Origin of the sequence: Sphingopyxis sp. 22461 (assembly GCF_052044915.1) — a bacterium.
Lineage (GTDB): Bacteria > Pseudomonadota > Alphaproteobacteria > Sphingomonadales > Sphingomonadaceae > Sphingopyxis.
The window spans coordinates 157,343-175,971 of the sequence record NZ_JBQENY010000004.1; the positions used below are offsets into that span (position 1 = coordinate 157,343).

Below are 18,629 nucleotides of genomic sequence, written 5' to 3' on the forward strand. Positions count from 1 at the left end.
GGCGCACCCGCGTCAACGAATGCCGCGACCAATCCTGCCAGAACGGTGGTTTCTCAGGCCCGGCTGTTCGATCGGTTCAAAATTCGGGACCACCCGAGCCCGGAACGATGAATTTCAGCCCCTGCAGCCGGACGACCTCATCCCCCACACAAACCGGCGCTGCGATCAACCGCATCCACCGGCGCTGCGCCTGCGCCGGCTTTATTTCGACATCGAGCGTGAAGCCGCGCCGGTGCCGGATCGCATAGGCGCGGAGCTTCTCCATAGCCGCCCGCGACCCCTCGGCATAAAGCGCGACCGCCTCGGCCCGCGCGACCGCCACACCCCGCGGAATGCCGAAAATGTCATATACCTCGTCCGACCAGCTCAGCCGGTTGTTGTCGGTTAGGTCGCATTCCCATTGGCCGATCCGCGCGCGCACCGGCAACAGCCGCGCCGCGACATCGACGACGTCGGGGATCGGATCGAGCGTGTCGCCGAGATGAAGCCGCCCAAGCTCGAAAAAGCGATCACGCTCATAAAGCGGCCAGCTATGATGAACAGGCAAGGGATGGGTCGGCTTCAACACGCTGGTCTTCCATTGGGCCGCCAAAGGATAGGCGCGCGTCGCTTAGCAACTGGCGATCCCGATGGACAGCCCTTCGGCGCGTTATCGCCCGCTTGCCAGCGCGATCCCCGCCAGATTCTGCGTCCGCTTGACATGGCGTATGTTCGGCACCGGACCGTCTCCGACGAGCGCGCGGAACGCGGCGAGATGCGCGGCGGCGTCGCCGCGCGCCCGCACCACGTCATTCGCCTGTTCCACCACCGCCGCGGCATCGCCGAGCAGGACAAAATTCGTCAGCCCCAGATCCTGCGCCAGCCGCAGCGCCGCGATCAGCGCCAGCCACTCGGCATCCATGCTGCTGCCGATCCCCGCGTCGCGCACGACCATCGCGGCGCCTCCGGTCACGACGGCGGTTTCCATCTTCCCCGGATTGGGCCGGCACCCGCCGTCGAAATAGATTTTGATGCGGCGCGCCACCATCGGATTCCCTTAGCCCGTCAGAACTTTCCGCGCACCGAAAAGGAGAAGATCGGGCCGATCAGCCGATCGCGTTCCTCGATAAAGCTCACCGGGCTTTCACCGCGAACCCCGGTATAGGCCGTGCGGTCGCGCTTCGAGCGGGCGTTGGCGATATTGCGGATCGACGCGCGGACGGTCAGGCCCAGCACATCCTTGTGCTCGACAAAGACCGACGCCCAGACCGGCCCTTCCCAGACCTTGTCGGTCTGGTTGCGGCGATAATTGGGCTGATAATGCGAATATTCGACATCGCCGCCCCACGCCCAGTCGCTGGCCGGGATATCGTGGCGCAGGCCCAGGCTGATCACCGTGTCGGTGAAGCCGTTCCACTGCCTTTTCTCGCCGGTGAAGGGATCGCGCAGCGAACTTTTCTGCAGCAACATCCGCGGTTCGAGCCTCATTCCCTTGATCCCCGCGGGATCGAGGTTGATCGTCGCCGTCCAGTCGATCGCCCCCGCTTTCGCCTTCGCGATATTGCCGACCGCCTCGCCATTGGCGCCGATCGGGATCACGTCGACCCGGTCCTCGACATCGCGATAGATCAAGATGATCTTAGTCGAGCCCCACGCCCCGAACTTCCTGTTGATCTCGGCTTCATAGGTCCAGTCCTGCTGCGGCCGCAGGTCGTTGTTGCTCTCATTCTGGTTGCCGTCGTTCAGGAAGGCGCGCGCGAGGAAATCGTAGAAGCTGAGCTGGAGCACGCGCCGCCGCAGCTTCACCGAAATGTCGAAATCGGGCGACGGGGTCCACGCCAGCGAAATCGAGCCCTTGGGACGAAAGAAGCTGCGCGTCAGGCCGTTCATGCCCGTCTGCGTGATCGTCGAATGTTCGGCGCCCGCGATGATCTGGAAATTGAGCTTGTCGGTCAGCTTGCGCCCGAAACTCAGCAAACCCTCATAGCGATCCTCGCTCACACCGCCGGTGCCGCCCTCGAACGGCTGATCGACCCACGCCCCCGTGGGATCGAGCACCGCGATCGACGCCACATTGTCGAGCGTATTGAACGCGGCCTCGCCCGACAGCTGCCAGTCGCCGCCGAACATCTTCCACTGATATTCGCCGCGCCCGATCGTCTCGCCGATGTCGCCGGTCTGCATGAAGCGGTCGCCGGTTGCGACGCCGCCCTCGGGCGTCGTGACGATCTCCTGCCGATAAGGCTCGTGGCTGAACCGGCGGAGCCCGATCAGCTTCAGCTTCCCGGGCCCCAGCCCGAACTGGTAATCGCCGCTGACCTCATAATTCCAGCTGTCTTCATTCTCATACACCGTGCGGATACGGTCGGGCAGACCCGGCCCGATACGCACGCCATCCTCGTAATAGCGGTCATATATGCGCTGATAGTGGCCGCCGAGGTTGGCGACCGTATCGCCGGCGGGATCCCAGGTGATGCGCCCCGACAGCTTCGGCGTGTCGTAATGCGTGTTCCAGATGTCCTTGCGCCGCTCGATGATATTGCGCGCGCCGTCATAGATCAAAGTCGGCCCGCCCGCGCCGCTGCGCGCCGAATCGTCGTTGTTCAGCGCGACCTCATATTCGACCGCGCCGGCGCGGCCGCGCACCGACACGTCGGCGCGGGTGAGGAGCGGATCGGTGTAATGGGCACGAAATTCGGGCTTCCATGAAAACTGCCCCGAAAAGGCATCGGCGCGATAGACAATATTGGCGACCTGCCCCGACAGGCCCGGAATATCGAGCGTCGCACCGTCGACGATCTCGATCCGTTCGACATTGCTGGCGGGGATGCGCGACAGCTGCGTATACATGTCGTCGGCCTTGTTCGACGGCCGCTCGCCGTTGAACAGCACATTGCCCGTCGCCTGGCCCAGCCCGCGCAGATTCTCGTTGTCGCGGATCTGGAAGCTCGGAACCTGGATCAGCATGTCATAGGCGTTGTTCGGCGCGTAGCGCGCGAAGTCGGCGGGCGTATAGACCTGCCGCGCCGTGGTCGTCGCGGTCGGCGCGATTTCGGTCGGCGCGGGCGGCGGGGTATCGCCGGTCGGCGCCGCCGTCTCCTGCGCCAGCGCGGGCGCCGAGAGCACGGCCGCAACCGCCATCAGGCTGGTCCATCGGTTCACTTGGAAATTCCCCCCGCCGCGCGGTTCATCGCCTGCGCATATTCGCCCGTGACGCCCATCGCCTTCATGCTGACGACCTCGTCGGCGCTCAGCTTCCGGTATCCCGCCGCGGCGAGCCCGCGCACATAAGCGCCGTCGACGCCCAGCGCCTTGCACGCGATCGCATCTTCGATTTCGGTCAGCACCAGCGCCTCGGACTTGAGGTCGCGAACATAGGCCGGCCGCACATCGAGCGCCGCCGCTGCAATCAGGTCGTCGGCATCCTTCGGTCGCACCCCCTCGCGCGTGAGCCCATCGGCAAGCTCGATCGTCGCATCGACCATCAGCATCGCAAGCAAGGTCGACCGCCGGTCGGGCACCAGTCCGCGTTCGCCAAGCGCACGCTCGAAGGCGGGGTCGGAAGTAAAGCGGCACTCGCCCTTCCCTTCGAACGCGCGGGTCAGCGTGCCGGTGCACGCCAGCGTCCCCGCATCATGTGTCACAGTAAAACTGACCGGCCCCGGCGTTTTCCGCCCGAGCGCCGCTTCTGCCGCAGCGAAATAGGGGCGCGAGCCGTCGAAACTCTGGTCGCTGCTCGACTGTTTGTGCCGGATGCGGACGCGCGGCGCGCCCTTCTTTCCGCCCGCGGGCTCGGCGACCCAGCTGACGTCGCTCAGGACGAGCGGATCGGCAGCGGCGGTCGGCGCCGAACAGGCGAGGATCGACAGCAGCGTGGCGCCGCCGGCAAATAACAGGGCTTTCATTTGGTGCACTCCTCCCTCCGTGCGCCGGGCGAGCGTCATCGCTCGCCGCCGCAGCGGCAATTTTGAATCAAGTTTCGATTAATCGTCGGTCGCTACGGACGAATGTCCGGGCGTCAGTCGCGGGCGGGGGGCTCGGGCGGTTCCGGCGATGCGGGGAATTCGATCCGCGCGGTCCGGCCATCCCCGCGCCGCGCCTCGATCACGCCGCGCTCCATATCGACGACCGCAACATTGTCGCCCCGCACCGCTTTCGTCACCGGGCGCGGCATCGCCGCGGGACGATACTTCGCCATGGGCCGGAACCCGCCCGTCGCGCGCAGCTCGATCGCGTCGTCGGCATCGCGCATCTTGACGCCCGACTTCTGCATGTCGGTGACGAAGTCGCAGTCGACCCCCATCGCCTTCAGCGCGATCAGATCGTCGACCCCGATGTCGGGGAAATGCGATTTCATGTCGCGGGCAAAGGCCGCGTTGACGCCGACATGCCGCGCGCCGACCAGCTCGTCGAAATCGGCACCGGGAATCACGTCACGCATCTGCCGGATATAGGCGGGGTCGATCCCGCTCGCCTTGGCCGAGATGATGTCGTCGGCGTCCATCGACCCGCCGCTCTCGCGCATCTTTTCGACATATTCGGGAGTCACGCCGACCGCGCGCATTCCGACCAGCTGCTCGGCGGAGAGCTGCTTCGACGTCGCCGTCGCGGCGCCCTCGACGGCAGCGGCCTGCGCAGCCACAGCCGACGCCGACGCCGACGACACGGTGGTCGCCTTCTTGGTCGTCGAGGCGACGACGGAGTGGACGTCCGCCGTCGCCGCGGGCCGAGCGGTTGCCGAAAAGGCCGCCAGTGGCGCGGTCACGCCCGCCAGCACCACCAAGCTCATCAAAATCCAGCTCGCGCTCGCCGGGCCGCGCTTCAGGCTGCCGTCGAGGACGCGGGTGATGCGGCGCTTCAGGCTGTCCTTGCCCGGCGCGACGCCATGCGCGGCGAGCAGCGCGCCCTGATTGTCGTGCCGCGCCGCGCCGACCAGCAAAGTCGCATAATCGGGCCCGTTGATATCGGCCATCAGCACCGCATCGTCGGCGGCTTCCTCGCGCAACTGATGGCTCTCGCGCGCCAGCATCCACACCAGCGGATTGAACCAGAAGACCGCGCAGGCGACGCGCGCGCCAAGCAGTTTCGCCCAGTCGAGCCGCGCGACATGCGCCAGTTCGTGCGCGATGATCGCCTCGGCCTCACCCGATGCCGCGACGGCTTTCGGGCTCAGCACGATTGTCGGGCGCAGCACGCCCCAGCTGATCGGCGAGCGCAGCTCGTTGCTGACCAGCAGCGCGGTGCCATGCTTGAACCCCATGCGCCGCTGCGCCTCGGCGAGCGCGGACAGCCACGAGCGTTCGACGAGGATCTCGGCGCGCCCGCGCATCGCGAACAGCCGCACGACGGCGAGCGCCATCACTCCAGATAATAGCAGGAGCGGGACAAGATAGAGAAAGGGGGCAAGGTCGCTCCACGAAAAGACGATCGGCGTCGATCCGGCACCATCGACCACGACAGGGACTGAAGCCGTGGCGGGTGCCGGATCGATCGCCGATCTCCCCGTTGTTGCCGCTTGCACAATCGGCGCGGCGGGTTCGAAAGACCAGCTCGAGGGGAGTGGCGCCCATTGCGGCAGCAGCAGGATCGCCGCGGGCAGCGCGAGCAGCGCCATCAGCCCGGCGTGCGCGATCATCGACCGCTCGCCGGCCGAGCGCGAGCGCATCAGCCGCAACAGTCCCATCGTCAGCGCCGCGACGACAACGGATTTCCAGGCAAGGCCCAGCAACATTGCGGTGGTCAACATCACCCTCTCCCTTCGCGCGCTTTGGCGATCATCTGTTCAAGCTCGTCGAGTTCGCTATTGCTCATCTCGTCCTGCATGCCGAGCAGCGCGGCGGCGGCGCTCGTCGCCGACCCGTTGAAGAAGACGCGCACGACCTGGCTCAGCGCCGACTTGCGCGCCGTCTTGTCCGACACGCTGGGCGCATAGACGAAACCGCGCTCCGATTGTTCACGCGCCACAAAGCCCTTCGTCTCGAGCCGCTTCAGCATCGCGCGGATCGCCGAACCTGACAATTCGTCGGCCAGCGCCTCACCGATTTCGGTCACGGTCGACGCACCGCATTCATACAGAATATCGACGATCTCGCGTTCTCGCGGGGGCAGGCTGGACAACATACGACTCACCTCATGCGCTACATTTGTAGCGTGCTACATTTGTAGCGCATGCTTGGCAAGGGGTTTTATTCGGATAATACACGAAGGACGGATAGCGGGCGCTTTCGGGATGGGGAGCTGCCATCTCCTCCTTTCGTTACCCCGGACTTGATCCGGGATTCATTAGCGTGACGGCAGCTATGGACCCCGGATCAAGTCCGGGGTGACGAGGATAGAGAACGTCCGCCATCGGTCGTTTTCATACCACGTCAGACCGACCTCCCCGGTCGACCCCGGTTGCATGCCGCAACCGCAGCCTCTACATCACCCGCTCAACCAACCGGAGATTCCCGCCATGGACCGCAACCTGACCGCAACGCAGCCCCGCCTTGCCGCCAGGAAAGTTCATGTTCATGCCCCCCGTCTCTCCATCCATTACGATCTCCAATCTCAGCTGGTCCACGCCTGACGGCCGCGCCGTCCTTTCGGACCTCGACCTTAATTTCCAGCCCGAGCGCGCAGGCATCGTCGGGCGCAACGGCGTCGGCAAGTCGACGCTGCTGCGCCTGCTGACTGGCGAACTCACGCCGGCATCGGGCAGCATTGCGATCGACGGCAGCATCGCGATGCTCCGCCAGACCGTGCAGGTCGCGGCTCACGAAAGCATCGCCGATCTGTTCGGCGCACGCGACGGCCTTGCCTTGCTGCGCAAGGCCGAAGCGGGCGAAGCGAGTGTCGAAGAAATCGGCGACGCCGACTGGACGCTCGAAGCGCGGATCGACGAGGCGCTCGCCGGTGTCGGCCTGCCGCTTCCCGCGGACACTCCGCTTGCACAGCTGTCGGGAGGACAGCGCACACGCGCCGCGCTCGCCGGCGCGATGTTCGCCGCACCCGATTTCCTGCTTCTCGACGAACCGACGAACAATCTCGACCGCGAGGGCCGCGAAGCCGTGCGCGACCTGCTCGCCGGCTGGCGCGGCGGCGCGATCGTCGTCAGCCACGACCGCGAACTGCTCGAGGAAATGGACGCGATCGTCGAGCTGACCAGCCTCGGCGGGACGCGCTATGGCGGCGGCTGGAGCGCCTATCGCGCGCGCAAGGACATCGAGCAGGCGGCGGTCGAGGCCGAACTCGCGGGCGCCGAAAAGCGCGCCGACGCCGCGCAGCGGCAGGCGCAGGCGGCGACCGAAAAACAGGACCGCCGCGACTCGCGCGGACGCGCCAAGGCCGCGCGCGGCGACATGCCGAAAATCCTTATAGGCGGTCTCAAGCGCCGCGCCGAAGAAACCCGCGCGGCGGGAAGCCGCCTCGCCGAACGGCAGCGCGGCATGGCCGAAGAGCAGCTATCCGCCGCGCGCGCGAAGATCGAGATCGTCGACCCCCTTGCGGTCGGCCTGCCTTCGACCGGTCTTCCCGCGTCGCGGACCGTGCTTGCCCTCGATCATGTCACGGCAGGCTATGCCGAGGACCGGCCGGTCATCGAAAATCTGTCGCTCACCCTCACCGGTCCCGAACGCGTCGCGATCACCGGTCCCAATGGCTCAGGCAAGTCGACGCTTCTCGCGCTCGTCGCCGGCACCCTGCCCCCCTGGTCGGGACAGGTCCGGGTCGGTGTCCCCTTCGCGCTCTTCGACCAACGCGTCAGCCTGCTCGACCCCGCGCAGTCGATCGCCGGCAATTTCCTCGCGCTCAACCCCGGGACGACGAACAACCAGTGCCGCGCCGCGCTCGCACGCTTTCGCTTCCGCGCCGACGCCGCCGATCGCATCGTCGGGACGCTCAGCGGCGGGCAGATGCTCCGCGCCGGACTCGCCTGTGTCCTCGGCGCGCCGCAGCCGCCGCAGCTCCTGATTCTCGACGAGCCCGGCAACCATCTCGACATCGAGTCGCTGACCGCCGTCGAAACAGGCCTCGCCGCCTATGACGGCGCGCTGCTCGTCGTCAGCCACGACACGGCGTTTCTGGACGCGATCGGGATCACGCGAACGGTCGAATTGACCATATCCTGAGCGATGAAGGCCGCGCGGCCGAAACCCGTGCTTTTTGTGCCGGCGCACCATCTTTCGGCGCGCTCGCTAACCTTCTTTTAACCAGCCCGGCACCAACAACCGCATATGCCTATTTTCGGACATTTCCTGCCATCGGCGCCCGGCGCCGAAAAACGGTTCGACGCGCGCCGGAAACTCAGCCTTCTCGCCTCGGGCTTGCGGCATGACGGCACGGGCCTCGAAGTCCAGATCCACAATATCTCCGGAACGGGCCTGCTGCTCGAAAGCGATGTCAAACTGGCGACCGGCGACCGGATCGAGATCGAGCTGCCGCATGCCGGAGACATAACGGCGGTCGTCATCTGGGCAAGCGGACGTCTTTTCGGATGTCAGTTCGAAGGTCCGGTATCGCCGGCAACGCTGAGCGCCGTGGAACTCAAGAGCGCCATCGGCCCGGCGCCCGAACTGGCGGACGCCGCGGACCCTGCGCCCGGCATCGACGAAGATCAGTCGGCACCGGTGATCGACGAAGCGCCCGGGGAACCCGAGACGTTGCTGGATCTGATCGACCGCAGCCGCGAACAGATCGCGGTCGCCGCCGGCATCAGCGCCGACAGGGTCCGGATCATCGTCGAATTCTAGGCCGCCAGCACCCGCGCCATCAGCTTTTCTTCCTTCGCAATCCACATCGCCATGCTCGGCCGCGACAGGATCGCCTCGCTCCACGCCGCGATCTTCGGATGCGTCGCCGGATCGATGCACGCGCCGCAGTGGCGGAAATTCATCAGCGGCGATGCCACCGCAAGGTCGGCCAGCGTCAGCCGGTCGCCGACGAGAAACCTCGACGCCGGGATCGCGCTTTCGAGGTAGGCGAGCAGCTTGGGCAATTCCTCGCTCTCCGCTTGCGCCGCGGCGGCCAGGTCGCCTTCGCGCCCCAGGAATTTCGGCGCGACGATGCGGTTGAAGAACATCTTGCCGCTGCATGCCGCAAACACCGTGTCGCCAAACTCCTCCCACCAGATCACCCGACCGCGCTCCTGCGGATCGGCGGGAATCAGAGCGGGTTCGGGATATTTCGCCTCGACATATTGGATGATCGCGCTCGAATCGGCGAGCAGGAAGCCGTCATCGTCCATCGCGGGCATCTTGCCGAGCGGCGAGGCGGCACGAAACCCCGGATCGGGGTCGCCGATTCCGACGCCCTTCAGCTCGAAATCGATTCTCTTTTCGCCAAGATATGCCAGCAATTTGCGCACGAACGGCGACACCACCGACCCGTAAATAATCATCGCGCTTCTCCCATTCTATATGCGGCATCATAGGCAATGGGTTTTCGCTTGCAACCGGCCAGCGATGGGGCCGAAGCGGCACGAAATTTACTTGCTATCAGCCCTTTCGCGTGAAACATCTGGCCTCGGAGGGGGGCGCTGCTACGGCAGCCATCAGGCAGGACAAGATAATGCGCCCTTCAACCTGGGCAGATCGGCTGTTGGCGCTGCTGGTCCGCTTCGTCGGGCTGGTCATCCTGCTTGCGACCATCGTCGCGGCCGGCGCCAGTTTCCTCTATAATCAGGCCGAAGAAGCCGATCAGGCCGAACGCGTCGCGGCGCAGTTCAACATGCGGCTGCGCGATCATGTCGCGATCCTCGAAGGCGTCCGCGCGCTCTACCAGTCCGACGCCGCCGCAAGCGGCCCCGGCATCCGCGCCTATCTCGGCGCGCTCCGGCCGCAGGTCCATGCCCCCGGGATGGAGGGCATCGGCATCGCCGCCGCGATGCGCGCGGGTACGCCGGCCGCGATCGAGACGCGGCTGCACGAAAATTACGGCGAGAATATCAAGGTGTGGGGCGAGACCGACCAGCCCGTCGGCTTTCCCGTCATCCTCCTCGAACCCTATACGCCGCGCCGCGATGTCGCGCTGGGCTTCGACATGTACAGCGAGCCCGTGCGGCGCGCGGCGATGCGACGTGCCTGGCAGACCGGGCGCCCGGCCGCGAGCGGCATCGTCCATCTCGCGCAGGAGCGCGCGGCAAAGGTCAAGCAGCAGGGCTTTCTCATTTATCTCCCAGTCTACACCCGCGGGTCGGGGGTGACGGACAATGCGGCAAAAGCCCCCGGCACCCGGCCGGTCGAGGCGTTCGTCTACGCCCCCTTCCGCATCAACGACATGATGAAGGCGGTGCTCGGGCCGCAGCTGGGCAAAATCGACGGCCTCGAAATCCGCGCCGGGGCCGGTCCCTCGGCGCCGGTCATTTTCCGCCAGGGCAAGATGGGCTGGGATGCGCAGGAACAGGTGCTGCGCGTCGCCGACCGGCAATGGACGATGCACATCTCCTACGGCCGCTTCCTCGAGCGGCTGGGTCGCCCGCTCGGCATCTTCCTGTTCGGCGTCGCGCTGGCGCTGCTTGCGACCCAGCTTCACCGCGTCCAGCGCCGCCGCAGCGACGCGTTTCAGGCGCTCGCGGTGCAAACGGCGCGCCACGCCGAGGACCGCGAATTGATGATCGGCGAGATGGCGCACCGCATGAAAAACGCCTTCGCGCGCATCGGCGCGCTCGCGCGCATCACGCTCCGCGAATCCACCAGCCTCGAGGATTTCGAGGTCAAGTTCGACGGCCGCATGCGCGCATTGTCCGACGCCAAGCAGATGCTCGTCACCGGCGCGGTCGACAGCGTCGATCTGGGGCGGATCGTCCACCGCGAGCTCGAGCTCGCCGGCCGCTCGCCCGAACAGCTCGCCGCGATCACCGGCCCCGACGTCCGCCTTGACGACGAGGGCGCACAGGCGCTGTCGCTCGCGGTCCACGAATTCGTCACGAACAGCATCAAATATGGCGCGCTCGCGGGCGCGGGCGGCCTCGCGGTCAGCTGGCACCGCGACGGGGGCGACATCCAGCTCGACTGGGTCGAAAGCAACCTCCCCGAAACCCCGCACATCGACTGCGAAAGCTTCGGCACCCACTTCATCCGCACCCTGATCGAACGCCAGCTCAAGGGCAGCTGGCAGCGCACAGCGGTTGACAACCGCCTCGCCATCGTCATTCGCTGGCCGGACAATGTCCCGACAAACTGACGTCATAAGTTCTGACCCTTACTGGCAAATCTGGATCGACCGCGGCGGCACCTTCACCGATGTCGTCGCGCGCAGCGCCGACGGCGCCGTCGTCACCACCAAATATCTCAGCGAAGACCCCGCGCGCCCCGGCGACGCCGCGGTCAATGCCATCCGCGACCTGACGGGCGCGGGCGCGGGCGCGCTCCCGCCGCTCGCGATCCGCATGGGAAGTACGGTCGCGACCAACGCGCTCCTCGAACGCAAGGGCGAACCGACCTTGCTCGCGATCACGCGCGGCTTCGGCGACGCCCTCACCATCGGCTATCAGGACCGCCCCGAGCTTTTCGCGCGGCGGCTCGACCGCATCCCGCCGCCCCATGCCGCGATCGCCGAAATCATCGAACGCGTCGGCCCCGAGGGCGACATCCTGACCCCGCTCGACGAAGCCGCCGCCCGCGCCGCGCTGCAAGCCGCGCGCGAGCGGGGCCTCACCAGCATCGCGATCGTGCTGATGCACGGTTACCGCCACCCCGCGCACGAAGCCCGCCTGGCCGCCATCGCGCGCGAAACGGGCTTCACCCAGATCTCGACCAGCCACGACGTCAGCGCGCTGATCAAGCTGATCGGCCGCGGCGACACGACGCTCGCCGACGCCTATCTCTCGCCCGTGCTCCATCATTATGTCCGGCAATTCGTCGCGCAGTTGGGCGAAGGCGTCGATGGGGGCATCGATCCGCAGTTCATGAAAAGCTCGGGCGGCCTCGCATCCGCATCGGCCTTCCACGGCCGCGACGCGATCCTCTCGGGGCCCGCGGGCGGCATCGTCGGCATGGTCGGCAGCGCCGCGCCCTTGGGCAAGACGCGCCTGATCGGTTTCGACATGGGCGGCACCTCGACCGACGTCAGCCATTATGCCGGCCGGCTCGAGCGCGATAACGAGACGATCGTCGCGGGCACCCGCATCCGCGCCCCGATGCTGCGCATCCACACCGTCGCGGCGGGCGGCGGGTCGATTTGCCGCTGGGACGGCGCGCGCCTGCTCGTCGGCCCCGAAAGCGCGGGCGCGAACCCCGGCCCCGCTGCCTATGGCCGTGGCGGGCCGCTGACGGTGACCGACTGCAACGTCCTGCTCGGCAAGATCCAGCCCGGCCATTTCCCCAAGCTCTTCGGCCCGAACGGCGACCAGCCGCTCGACCGTGCGGTGGTGGTTGAAAAATTTTCCGCCATGGCCGCCGAAGTCGGGAATATCACCCCCGAAGCCCTCGCCGAAGGTCTGCTCGCCATCGCGGTCCAGCAAATGGCGAACGCGATCAAACGCATCACCATCGCGCGCGGCCACGACGTCACGCAAGGCCACAGCCTCGTCGGTTTTGGCGGCGCGGCGGGCCAGCATGTCTGCCTCGTCGCCGATGCGCTCGGCGTCGACGAAATCCTGCTCCATCCGCTCGCGGGCGTACTCTCGGCCTTTGGCATGGGCCTCGCCAAGCCATCGGCGATCCGCGAGCGCACGCTGGCGCTCAAACTCGACGCGCATTGCAGCGCTGCCCTCGCCGCGACCGAAACCGAGCTGTCGGATCAAGCCCGCACCGATCTCGCCCCCGATGCAGCGACGACGCGCGAAACCTTGATTTTCGTTCGCCTCGCCGACAGCGACAACGCGATTGAACTCCCGCTCGCCGCACCCGCTGAGGTCGCCAGATCCTTCGCCGCCGCCTTCCGCCAGCGCTTCGGCTACGCCCCGCACGACAATCTCGTCGTCGACCGCATCCGCGTCGAACTGACCGAGGCGGGCGATGCTCCCGCAGCACTGTCCTTGCCCGCGCCGACCACCGAACCCGAACCCGAAATCGTCACTGCATGGCTCGCGGGCGCCGAGCATCGGGTCCCGCTTCACCAGCGCAGCGCCCTCGCCCCCGGCCGCACCATCGCCGGCCCCGCGATCATTATCGACGCGCTTTCGACGACGATCGTCGAGCCCGACTGGCGCGCCGAGGTCCAAAGCGAGGGCACATTGCTCCTCGCCCGCACGCGCGCGGCCGGAACACAAATCGTCGCGAGCGACAACCTGACCACTCCCGACCCGATCCGCCTCGAAATCTTCAACAGCCTGTTCATGGCGATCGCCGAGGAAATGGGCGGCGCGCTTCAGCACAGCGCCTCGTCGATCAACATCCGCGAGCGGCTCGACTTCTCGTGCGCGATCTTCGACGGCGAGGGCCGGCTGGTCGCCAACGCCCCGCACATGCCCGTACACTTGGGCTCGATGGGCGAAAGCGTCCGCACGATCCTGCGCCAGCGTACCCGCGACGGCCGCGGCATCCGGCGCGGCGACGCCTACGCGCTCAACGCGCCTTACGATGGCGGCACCCACCTTCCCGACATCACCGTCATCATGCCGGTATTCGTCGACAGCGACACCCCCAGCTTCTTCGTCGCCGCGCGCGGCCACCACGCCGACCTCGGCGGCATCGCCCCCGGGTCGATGCCGCCCGACAGCAAGAGCATCGAGGACGAGGGCATACTTTTCGACAATATGCTGATCGTCGACCACGGCCATTTCCGCGACGCCGCGGTCGCGTCGCACCTCGTCGACAGCCCATGGCCCGCGCGCAACCCCGCGCTCAATATCGCCGACCTCAAGGCTCAGGTCGCCGCCTGCCAGCGCGGCGCGAGCGCACTCGCCGACCTTTCCGCCACGCACGGCAGCGCCACCGTCGCCGCCTATATGGCGCATGGCCAGCGTCAGGCCGAAGCCGCGGTGCGCCAGCTTATCGCGCGCCTCGACGACGGCGCCTTCCGCTACGCAATGGACAATGGCGCCGAGGTTGCCGTCGCCGTCAAAGTCGACCGGACGGCGCGCCACGTCACCATCGACTTCACCGGCTCGTCGGCGACCCTCCCCGACAATTTCAACGCGCCCATGCCCGTCGTCCGCGCCGCGGTGCTCTATGTTCTGCGTACGATGCTCGACGATCCGATCCCGATGAACGAGGGCTGCCTTGCCCCCGTCACGCTCATCGTTCCCGACAATTCGATGCTGTCCCCGACCTATCCCGCCGCGGTCGTCGCGGGCAATGTCGAGACGAGCCAGGTCATCACCGACGCGCTCTTCGCCGCCTTCGGCGCGATGGCCCCCGCGCAGGGGACGATGAACAACTTCACCTTCGGAAACGAAACACACCAATATTATGAAACGATCGCCGGCGGCTCGGGCGCAGGTCCGGGCTTCGACGGCACATCCGTGATCCAGACGCATATGACCAACAGCCGCATGACCGACCCCGAAGTCATGGAAACGCGCTTCCCCGTGATCGTCGAGGAATTCTCGATCCGCAAAGGTTCGGGCGGTGCGGGCCGATGGCGCGGCGGCGACGGCGCCACCCGCCGCATCCGCTTCCGCGAGCCGATGGCCGCGAACATCCTCGCGAACCGCCGCCACATCGCGCCAAAGGGTCTCGCGGGCGGCGAAGACGCCGCGCCGGGACGCAACTGGGTCGAACGCGCCGACGGCCGGATCGAGATGCTGGCCGCGACGGGCAGCGCCGACCTCGCCGCGGGCGACGCCTTCGTCATCGAAACGCCCGGCGGCGGCGGCTACGGGAAACCAGGGGAGAGATAATTTGGCGACAGCGCGGTCTACCCCACGCGGGGATGACGGGATGAAGGGACACCAATCATGCTCGTGCTGATCGGCATCCTGATCATCATCGCGGGCTTCCTGCTCCGCTTCAATCCGCTGCTCGTGATCATGGCCTCGGCGCTCGCGACCGGCCTCGCCGCAGGGCTCGACATCGCCGCGATCATCGCCGCCTTCGGGAAGGCGTTCAACGACACGCGTTATGTCTCGATCGTCTGGATCGTCCTCCCCGTCATCGGCCTGCTCGAAGCCTATGGGCTGCAACAACACGCCCGCAGCCTGATCGGCCGGATGAAGGGTGCGACGCTCGGCCGCCTCCTCACCTCCTATCTGCTGCTCCGCCAGGCGATGGCCGCGGTCGGCCTCACCTCGGTCGCAGGGCATCCGCAGACCGTCCGCCCGCTCGTCGCCCCGATGGCCGAAGCGGCGGCCGAGGCGAAAAACGACGCGCTCACCGACGACCAGCGCGAAGAGGTCAAGGCATTCTCCGCCGCGACCGACAATGTCGGTCTCTTCTTCGGCGAAGATATCTTCCTCGCGATCGGCTCGATCCTGCTGATGAAGGGCGTGCTCGAAGGCTATGGCTATATCATCGAGCCGTTGCACTTTTCGCTCTGGGCGATCCCGACCGCAATCGCCGCCTTCCTGATCCACGGCCTGCGCCTCCGTCGCCTCGAAAAGCGAATGATGACGGAGGCGGGCGCATGATCACGCTCGGCTTCGTTTATGTGCTCACAGGGCTGACCTTCGCCGCCTTCGCCTTCCTCGGGCTTCGGGATCGCAGCAATCCGAAACGCTTCGGCAACGCGGCCTTCTGGGGCCTGCTTGCGGTCTCGATGCTGGCGGGCGACCGGCTCGGCGACTTCGGCAACGGCCTGCTTGTTCTCGCGCTCGTCGCGATCGCCGGCACCGGCCAGATCGGCCGCGCGCCCGGCGGCGATGTCGCGCTCGAAATCCAGGCCGAACGCGCCGCACGTCACGGCCCCTTCCTGCTCCTCGTCGCGCTGATCATCCCCGCGGTCGCGCTCGCGGGCACCTTTCTCTTCAAATGGCTTCCCGGCCTGGCCGACCCGAAGCAGGCGACGCTGATCTCGCTCGCGATTGGCGTGCTCATCGCGCTCGCCGTCGGCATGGCGCGCCTCAAGCCGCCGCCGCTCCTCCCGCTCCAGCAAGGCCGCCGCCTGCTCGACGCCGTTGGCTGGGCGGCGATCCTGCCGCAGATGCTCGCCAGCCTCGGCGCGGTCTTCGCGCTCGCGGGCGTCGGCGAGGTCGTCGGCGACCTCATCGGCGCCGCGATCCCGCATGGCAGCCTGTTCGGCGCGGTGCTCGCCTACGGCCTCGGCATGGCCTTTTTTACCATGGTGATGGGCAATGCCTTCGCGGCCTTTCCCGTGATGCTCGCCGCGATCGGTATGCCCTTGCTCATCATGCAATATGAAGGCGACCCCGCGGTCGTCGCGGCGATCGGTATGCTCGCGGGCTTCTGCGGCACGCTGATGACCCCGATGGCGGCGAACTTCAATCTGGTCCCCGCCGCCTTGCTCGAGCTCAAAAATCCCTATGGCGTGATCAAGGCGCAGATCGGCACCGCGCTGCCCCTGCTCGCGGTGAACATCGTCTTCATCTGGCTGTTTGCATTCTGACCAAGTGGGCCTCCCAATCCCGCTCGCATCGAGCGAAGTCGAGATGCCCCTCGGTCACGCATTGACGACGGGTGTCTCGACTTCGCTCGACACGAACGGGTAACGAGGGGAATGACCCACCTCACCCCCGAACACGCCACCCGCTTCGCCGCCGCGACCCTCTCGCACCTCGGCCGCGAATATCCGTACAAGATGGACCTCGTCCTGAACGGCCCCGAGGACGCAAAGCCCCCGCGCGAGCATCATCCGATCTTCCACGGCAGTTTCGACTGGCACAGCTGCGTCCACGGCTGGTGGCAAATCCTCCGCCTAGCGCGCCGCTTCCCCGACCTGCCCGTCGCCGCCAACATCCGCGCCCGCGCCGATGCGATGCTCGTCCCTGAAAAGGTCGCGGGCGAGCTTGCCTTCCTGGGCCGCCCGATGTCGGCGGGCTTCGAGCGCCCCTATGGCTGGGCTTGGCTCCTCGCGCTCCACGCCGAGGCGACACGCCACGACGCGCCGTGGGCGGCGGCGCTCGAACCGCTCGCCACCGCCTTCGCCGCACGCTTCCACGCCTTCCTGCCCAAGCTCACCTATCCGCTGCGCGTCGGCACCCATTTCAACATCGCGTTTGCGCTCCTCCTCGCGCGTCACTGGGCCGAAACCCGCGATCCCGCGCTTGTCAGCCTGATCGATACCCGCGCCCGCGACTGGTTCGCCGGCGACCGCGACTGTCAGGCGTGGGAACCCGGCGGCGACGAATTCCTCTCCTCGGCGCTCACCGAAGCGCATTTGATGACCGTCGTCCTCGATGACGATTTCTCCGGCTGGTTCGACGCCTTCCTCCCCCGCGCCGCACAGCAGCAGCCCGCAACGCTCTTCACCCCCGCCACCGTCTCCGACCGCAGCGACGGCAAGATCGCGCATCTCGACGGGCTCAATCTCAGCCGTGCGTGGAGCTGGCGCGCCATCGCCGCCGCGCTCGGCCCGGCCCACCCCGTCGCGCCCGTTGCCGAAGCCGCGGCGCAGCGTCATCTCGCCGCCGCACTCCCGCACGTCACCGGCGACTATATGGGCGAACATTGGCTCGCCAGCTTCGCGCTCCTCGCGCTCGACGGCCTTTAGGCCGTCGTTCCGGAAAGAGACGGGCGGCCTCGCCGATTGACAAGCCCCGCCCTCGCGGCGAGAGACGGCGCAAGGGGGAGAGAAGGCCAAGGTGAACGGAAAGATGCTGCGTCCCACATCGTTCGACGTTGCCGAGCGCGCCGGCGTGTCGCAATCGACCGTTTCGCGTGCGCTCCGCAACAGCCCTGGCGTCAACGCCGAAACGCGCGCGCGCGTCTCGGCCGCGGCGCGCGAACTCGGCTATGTCGTCGACCGCCACGCCTCGTCACTGCGCCTCAAGAGCAGCGAGACGATCGCGCTCGTCACCATCTGCCGCCCCGGCGAGGACCGCAGCGCGATCAACCCCTTTTATTTCGCGCTGCTCGGAAGCATCGCCGCCGCGACCTCGGCACGCGGGTTCAACCTGCTCGTCTCCTTCCAGGAAAATCCCGACAATTTCCGCGCCGATTTCGTCGCCTCCGGCCTCGCCGACGCGATGATCGTCATTGGCACGACCAGCAACCGCCCGGCGTGGGACTATTTCGCGCAGGCGCAGGCGTCAGGCCTCGACTTCGTCTGCTGGGGCAGCCCCGGCAGCCCGTTCCACTGGATGCGCAGCGAAAACGACATCGGCGGACAGCTCGCGGCCGAACATTTCATCAAGACCGGCCGCCGCCGTATTGCCTTCGTCGGGCCGCAGCAGTCGCCGCAGCGCCAGTTCGACGAGCGCCGCGACGGCTTTTCGGCCGCGCTCGCGGCGCACGGCCTGACCGCGATCGTCGCTGAGCCGCCCGCCGCCGCCGACCGCCACGCGCAGGGCGTCGCCGCGGTGCAGGCGCTACTCGAGGCACATCCCGACACCGACGCGATCTTCGCGGCCTCGGACATGCTCGCGCTCGGCGTCTTGCAGGGCCTGAAGGATGCGGGGCGCCGCATACCCGAGGATGTCGCGCTGATCGGCTTCGACGGCATCCGCGCCGGCACCCTCGCCGACCCGGCGCTCACCACGCTCGAACCCGACCTCGATGCCGCGGGCGAAGCGCTCGTCGCGATGGCGCTCGAGGATGACGAACGCACGCGCAGCGGCACCCGCATCCCCGTCCATCTCGTGGTGCGCGGGACCGCCTGAGTGTCCCGCTCTGGGG

General features: G+C 67.2%; 15 protein-coding genes. 8 read left to right on the forward strand and 7 right to left on the reverse strand.

The window, feature by feature from the left end; translation table 11 throughout:
- Positions 1-76 precede the first annotated feature (76 nt).
- From ACTJI5_RS08165 to ACTJI5_RS08190, 6 genes are all read right to left on the reverse strand, one after another.
- Positions 77-565, reverse strand: a complete 489-nt coding sequence (locus ACTJI5_RS08165; RefSeq protein WP_439513556.1) for a hypothetical protein — start codon at positions 563-565, stop codon at positions 77-79.
- Between the two features lie 84 nt (positions 566-649).
- A complete protein-coding gene (locus tag ACTJI5_RS08170; RefSeq protein WP_439513448.1) occupies positions 650-1,027 on the reverse strand; it encodes a reverse transcriptase-like protein in 378 nt (125 codons plus the stop codon).
- A gap of 17 nt (positions 1,028-1,044) precedes the next feature.
- On the reverse strand, positions 1,045-3,141 hold the full coding sequence (locus ACTJI5_RS08175; RefSeq protein ID WP_439513449.1) for a TonB-dependent receptor plug domain-containing protein: 2,097 nt from the start codon (positions 3,139-3,141) through the stop codon (positions 1,045-1,047).
- A complete protein-coding gene (locus tag ACTJI5_RS08180) occupies positions 3,138-3,884 on the reverse strand; it encodes a hypothetical protein (RefSeq protein ID WP_058539158.1) in 747 nt (248 codons plus the stop codon). The genes ACTJI5_RS08175 and ACTJI5_RS08180 overlap by 4 nt, the downstream gene beginning before the upstream one ends.
- 113 nt (positions 3,885-3,997) lie before the next feature.
- Positions 3,998-5,725: a M56 family metallopeptidase gene (locus ACTJI5_RS08185; protein ID WP_440859941.1), complete on the reverse strand. Its 1,728-nt coding sequence runs from the start codon at positions 5,723-5,725 to the stop codon at positions 3,998-4,000.
- Positions 5,725-6,099, reverse strand: coding sequence for a BlaI/MecI/CopY family transcriptional regulator (locus tag ACTJI5_RS08190; RefSeq protein ID WP_058539156.1), 375 nt, complete (start codon positions 6,097-6,099; stop codon positions 5,725-5,727). Before ACTJI5_RS08190 ends, ACTJI5_RS08185 begins: the two co-directional genes overlap by 1 nt.
- A 386-nt stretch (positions 6,100-6,485) precedes the next feature.
- Between ACTJI5_RS08190 and ACTJI5_RS08195 the strand changes: the two genes are divergently transcribed.
- Together ACTJI5_RS08195 and ACTJI5_RS08200 are read left to right on the forward strand one after the other, a co-directional pair.
- Positions 6,486-8,087: an ABC-F family ATP-binding cassette domain-containing protein gene (locus ACTJI5_RS08195; RefSeq protein ID WP_440859942.1), complete on the forward strand. Its 1,602-nt coding sequence runs from the start codon at positions 6,486-6,488 to the stop codon at positions 8,085-8,087.
- 105 nt (positions 8,088-8,192) lie between these two features.
- Complete coding sequence (locus tag ACTJI5_RS08200; protein WP_310251216.1) at positions 8,193-8,708, forward strand: PilZ domain-containing protein; 516 nt, start codon at positions 8,193-8,195, stop codon at positions 8,706-8,708.
- Here the strand turns inward: ACTJI5_RS08200 and ACTJI5_RS08205 are convergent.
- Entirely contained in the window at positions 8,705-9,355 is a 651-nt protein-coding gene (locus ACTJI5_RS08205; RefSeq protein WP_440859943.1) for a glutathione S-transferase family protein, read from the reverse strand. The genes ACTJI5_RS08200 and ACTJI5_RS08205 overlap by 4 nt on opposite strands.
- A 170-nt stretch (positions 9,356-9,525) precedes the next feature.
- On the opposite strand from ACTJI5_RS08205, the gene ACTJI5_RS08210 reads away from it, so the two are divergent.
- The 6 genes from ACTJI5_RS08210 (at position 9,526) to ACTJI5_RS08235 (ending at position 18,613) form a co-directional block, all read left to right on the forward strand.
- Positions 9,526-11,139, forward strand: coding sequence for a CHASE domain-containing protein (locus ACTJI5_RS08210; protein WP_310251209.1), 1,614 nt, complete (start codon positions 9,526-9,528; stop codon positions 11,137-11,139).
- A complete protein-coding gene (locus ACTJI5_RS08215; RefSeq protein WP_440859944.1) occupies positions 11,123-14,740 on the forward strand; it encodes a hydantoinase B/oxoprolinase family protein in 3,618 nt (1,205 codons plus the stop codon). Before ACTJI5_RS08210 ends, ACTJI5_RS08215 begins: the two co-directional genes overlap by 17 nt.
- Positions 14,741-14,797: 57 nt before the next feature.
- Positions 14,798-15,466: a DUF969 domain-containing protein gene (locus tag ACTJI5_RS08220; RefSeq protein ID WP_440859945.1), complete on the forward strand. Its 669-nt coding sequence runs from the start codon at positions 14,798-14,800 to the stop codon at positions 15,464-15,466.
- Complete coding sequence (locus tag ACTJI5_RS08225) at positions 15,463-16,401, forward strand: DUF979 domain-containing protein (RefSeq protein ID WP_440859946.1); 939 nt, start codon at positions 15,463-15,465, stop codon at positions 16,399-16,401. The genes ACTJI5_RS08220 and ACTJI5_RS08225 overlap by 4 nt, the downstream gene beginning before the upstream one ends.
- A gap of 111 nt (positions 16,402-16,512) precedes the next feature.
- A complete protein-coding gene (locus ACTJI5_RS08230) occupies positions 16,513-17,505 on the forward strand; it encodes a DUF2891 domain-containing protein (RefSeq protein ID WP_440859947.1) in 993 nt (330 codons plus the stop codon).
- A 103-nt stretch (positions 17,506-17,608) separates the two neighbouring features.
- On the forward strand, positions 17,609-18,613 hold the full coding sequence (locus ACTJI5_RS08235; protein ID WP_440859948.1) for a LacI family DNA-binding transcriptional regulator: 1,005 nt from the start codon (positions 17,609-17,611) through the stop codon (positions 18,611-18,613).
- The last annotated feature ends 16 nt before the right edge of the window (positions 18,614-18,629 follow it).